The 3,376-nt window shown below is 51.5% G+C and carries 3 protein-coding genes; all 3 read left to right on the plus strand.

Annotation, left to right across the window (positions count from 1 at the left end; translation table 11 throughout):
* The first annotated feature begins 233 nt into the window (after window positions 1-233).
* The 3 genes from BSZ32_RS17905 (at window position 234) to BSZ32_RS19930 (ending at window position 3,215) form a co-directional block, all read left to right on the plus strand.
* The gene (locus tag BSZ32_RS17905; protein WP_105044679.1) at window positions 234-965 is read left to right on the plus strand and encodes a hypothetical protein; all 732 of its coding nucleotides are present in this window, start codon (window positions 234-236) and stop codon (window positions 963-965) included.
* 145 nt (window positions 966-1,110) lie between these two features.
* Complete coding sequence (locus BSZ32_RS17910; RefSeq protein WP_105044680.1) at window positions 1,111-2,493, plus strand: hypothetical protein; 1,383 nt, start codon at window positions 1,111-1,113, stop codon at window positions 2,491-2,493.
* Window positions 2,494-2,585: 92 nt separating this feature from the next.
* A complete protein-coding gene (locus tag BSZ32_RS19930; RefSeq protein WP_240610682.1) occupies window positions 2,586-3,215 on the plus strand; it encodes a PEP-CTERM sorting domain-containing protein in 630 nt (209 codons plus the stop codon).
* Window positions 3,216-3,376: the final 161 nt, after the last annotated feature.

Genomic DNA, 3,376 nt, shown 5'->3' on the forward strand with positions numbered 1-3,376 from the left:
GGGGTCTCAGCGACTCATGTCCGGTTTATCCACGATGGATCGATCCGGTAAGCTCGCAAAGAACAAAGAATAATACTCCTAACAACTAATTAATTACCTTATGAAAATGAATACATCCCCCCCTTTCTCCCCCTCTCCAATCTCCCCAACAACGTCCTCAGGGACACAACTAAAAAAGCAAATACCTAGCATCTAGGGTTCAACCTCCGAAATCCCCAAAAGCCAGCTACCGCATGAATCAATCAGCAATACTTATCGCCGCCGCACTCGCAGTCTGGGCCGGGGGAGGCTACATCATCGGCAAGAACACCGCAGGAGGTGGCTCCGACGACACCGCAGGAGCTGGCTCCGACGACACTCAACAAAGCTCCGCCCGTATCATGGGACCCCGAGCCGATCGTGGTTTGTCCAGATCAAGCATCTCGTCCCGTGCAAAGGGCCCGTCCAGTGCAAAGGGCGGCCGTCGTTACAGCGGTTCCCTAGAGATCAGCAACCTGCCCGGCAACAACAACAACCGAATCACAGCTCTCGCTCAATACTATGAGAGGCTGTCTCCGCAGCAGCTCGAAGATGAAGCCAAAAAAATTAATGAACTCCCCTCGACTGAGTACCGCATGGCCCGCATACTGCTGTTTACTCGCTGGGGTGAGGTGGATGCCTACACTGCTTTTAAGTATGCAAAGGGCCGCCCCAACAAAACGTTTATCGATGACGTGCGCCCCATTGTGCTGCAAGGCTGGGCCAGTGTGGATCCCGCAAGTGCCGGCAAATACATGACAGAGAATCCGCGTGAGTTTGACAGGATGGGCCCGGCAAGTGGATTCGTTAATACCCGCAGCGCGCAGTGTATTATTGCTGGCGAGTGGGCTAAGCAGGATCCTAATGGAGCCATTGCTTGGGCCAACAGTTTGGAAAAAGGACAAGACGAGGCCGTCGCCTCAGTGGAGAGAGAAGTCGCCCGTTAAGATCCAGCCAAAGCTTCTGCAATGCGGGTACCACCCCGCTTATCACCCCATGAAAGCCCCTCCGAACACCTCACTCAAAAAAGCAAATTCCTAGCATCCAATCAATAGGGTTAAACCTCCGAAATCCCCAAAAACCAGCTACCGCATGAATCAATCAGCAATACTTATCGCCGCCGCACTCGCTGTTACAGTCGGCGGAGGCTACATCATCGGCAACAACACCGCAGGCGGTGGCTCCGACGAAACTCAACAAAGCTCAGCCCGTATCATGGGTCCCCGAGCCAATCGTGCCTTGTCAGGATCAAGCGGCTCGTCCCGTGCAAATGGCTCGTCCAGTGCAAAGGGCGGCCGTCGTTACAGCGGTTTCCATGAGATCTACCGCCTGCCCGGCAGCAGTAGCCGAATCACAGCTCTCGCTCAATACTATCAGAGGCTGTCTCCGCAGCAGCTCGAAGATGAAGCAAAAGAAATGGAAGAGTTCCCCTATACAGAGCGCACCATAGCCTCCACGCTGCTGTTTAATCGCTGGGGTGAGGTGGATGCCTACTCTGCTCTAGACTATGCCAATGGCATGGGCTGGCGTGGAATTGCTTACCGCGTCCAGGTGATGCAAGGCTGGGCCGGTGTGGATCACGCAAGTGCCGGCAAATACATGGCAGGGAATCCGCCTGAGTTTGCCACGCCACTGGACGATGGAAGCTATGGAAGCCACAAAGCGCTGAGTTTTATCGGTGAAGAGTGGGCTAAGCAGGATCCTAATGGAGCCATTGCTTGGGCCAACAGTTTGGAAAAAGGAAAAGACGAGGCCGTCTCCTCAGTGGTGAGAGAAGTCGCTCGTGAAGATCCAGCCACAGCTTCTGCAATGCTGCCTACCATCGATCCTGAAATCGTGAAGGGTTCCTATCGTGATGTGGTCGTGAAGCGTTACTATCGTGCGGTGGCCGAGTCCTACGGAGCTAAAGATTTTGCTGCGGCCACAACTTGGATTTCGACCCTGCCGGCTGACCAACAAGCTTGGCAACTCGCCGCGGCGATCAAGGGACTTGCTCGCAATGAACCACAGGCTGCCGCTGCTCAGGTGAGCTCCATGGAAGCCGGTGAGAACAAAGACCGTGCTATTGGCGACGTGATCAAATTGATGGCCCCGGAGAATCCGCAGGCTGCTGCCGAGTTCCTTACCAAAAATGATAGCGCTGACCTTCAGTATGACATCATGCGTGTAGTGATGACGCCTTGGGTATCGAAAGACCCTCAAGGCGCCCTGACTTATACCATGGCCATGGAAAAGGGTGACACCCGCGACGAAGCTCTGTTTTACTACGTCCACAGCAATATGACCGTCTGTCGGAACGGCGGGTGGACCGGTTTCAATGCCCCCCCGGGTGAGTTGATAAAAGTCCTTGAGAATATTAGCAAAGAAAGCAGCCGTAGTCGCTACGTTGCTAGCATGATGAACTTAATTGAATCCACGGATTCTATCTCTGATAGCGCCAAGCAGAGCATACTTGGCCGCAACCAAGAACGCTGAGCTAAAGCTTAGATCGCTGTTCTAGCGCAAAAAAAAGACAGACTAATAAAAAGGTACTCATAATAAGCATCAGGCAATACTGCCGATTGCTTTTGATTGGGGATCAATCAAAAAATATAAGAATCATATTAAAGAAAAATAAAAAATTCAGTGCATTACGAAGTCTGGCATTAGCTGGTGCGATGGGTGCCTGTAGTGCTGGGCCGACACAGGGGGCGATATTAGTAACCTATGGTGACTCAACTGGAAACCTTGTAGTAACCTGGTCAGGTAGTATCGATGTATCTGGTGCTAATGTCGCTGATTCCCTTGGTGCTGGCACCCATGAAATCGATGATTATGGAGTGTACGGGCATACGCTGAGGAGCGCGCAAGATACTGATGACATCTATGGTTTTAATGGTATTACACCAACACTATTCACGGAGGCGGTAAATTTAACAGCGTCCTCTTCATCAGGTGATTCGTTTGGAATAGGTAATTTCAACTCGATTAGTAACTTATATATATATCTCCCTGCCGGATACACTGGACAGCAAATTGATGGCTCGGTGACCTTTAATGGGGTAACTGCTGCATCAGTTGGTTTAGTGGATCAAACGATTACATGGGGTGCTGGAGGTTCGCAAAGAGAAATCACTATAACGACCGTTCCCGAACCATCATCCACAGCTCTACTCGGACTCGGTGGACTTGCTCTGATGCTTCGCCGCCGCCGATAGTCTGTAACTTTCACAATCTCAGCCCTCGCTAGTGGAATGCTACGGGGGCGTTGTTGTTTCTACTTCTAGGAGTTATAGACACTAAAAAACCCTAACGGACAAAATCGGAAAGTGCTTACGTTTTGCTTACATCAACCGATCCACCACCCTAATATTAACCC

Source organism: Rubritalea profundi (assembly GCF_002954445.1).
GTDB lineage: Bacteria > Verrucomicrobiota > Verrucomicrobiia > Verrucomicrobiales > Akkermansiaceae > Rubritalea > Rubritalea profundi.

Coding starts and splice junctions, on each gene's coding strand:
- BSZ32_RS17905 (WP_105044679.1), top strand. CDS start 234: ATGAATCAATCAGCAATACTTATCGCCGCCGCACTCGCAGTCTGGGCC.
- BSZ32_RS17910 (WP_105044680.1), top strand. CDS start 1,111: ATGAATCAATCAGCAATACTTATCGCCGCCGCACTCGCTGTTACAGTC.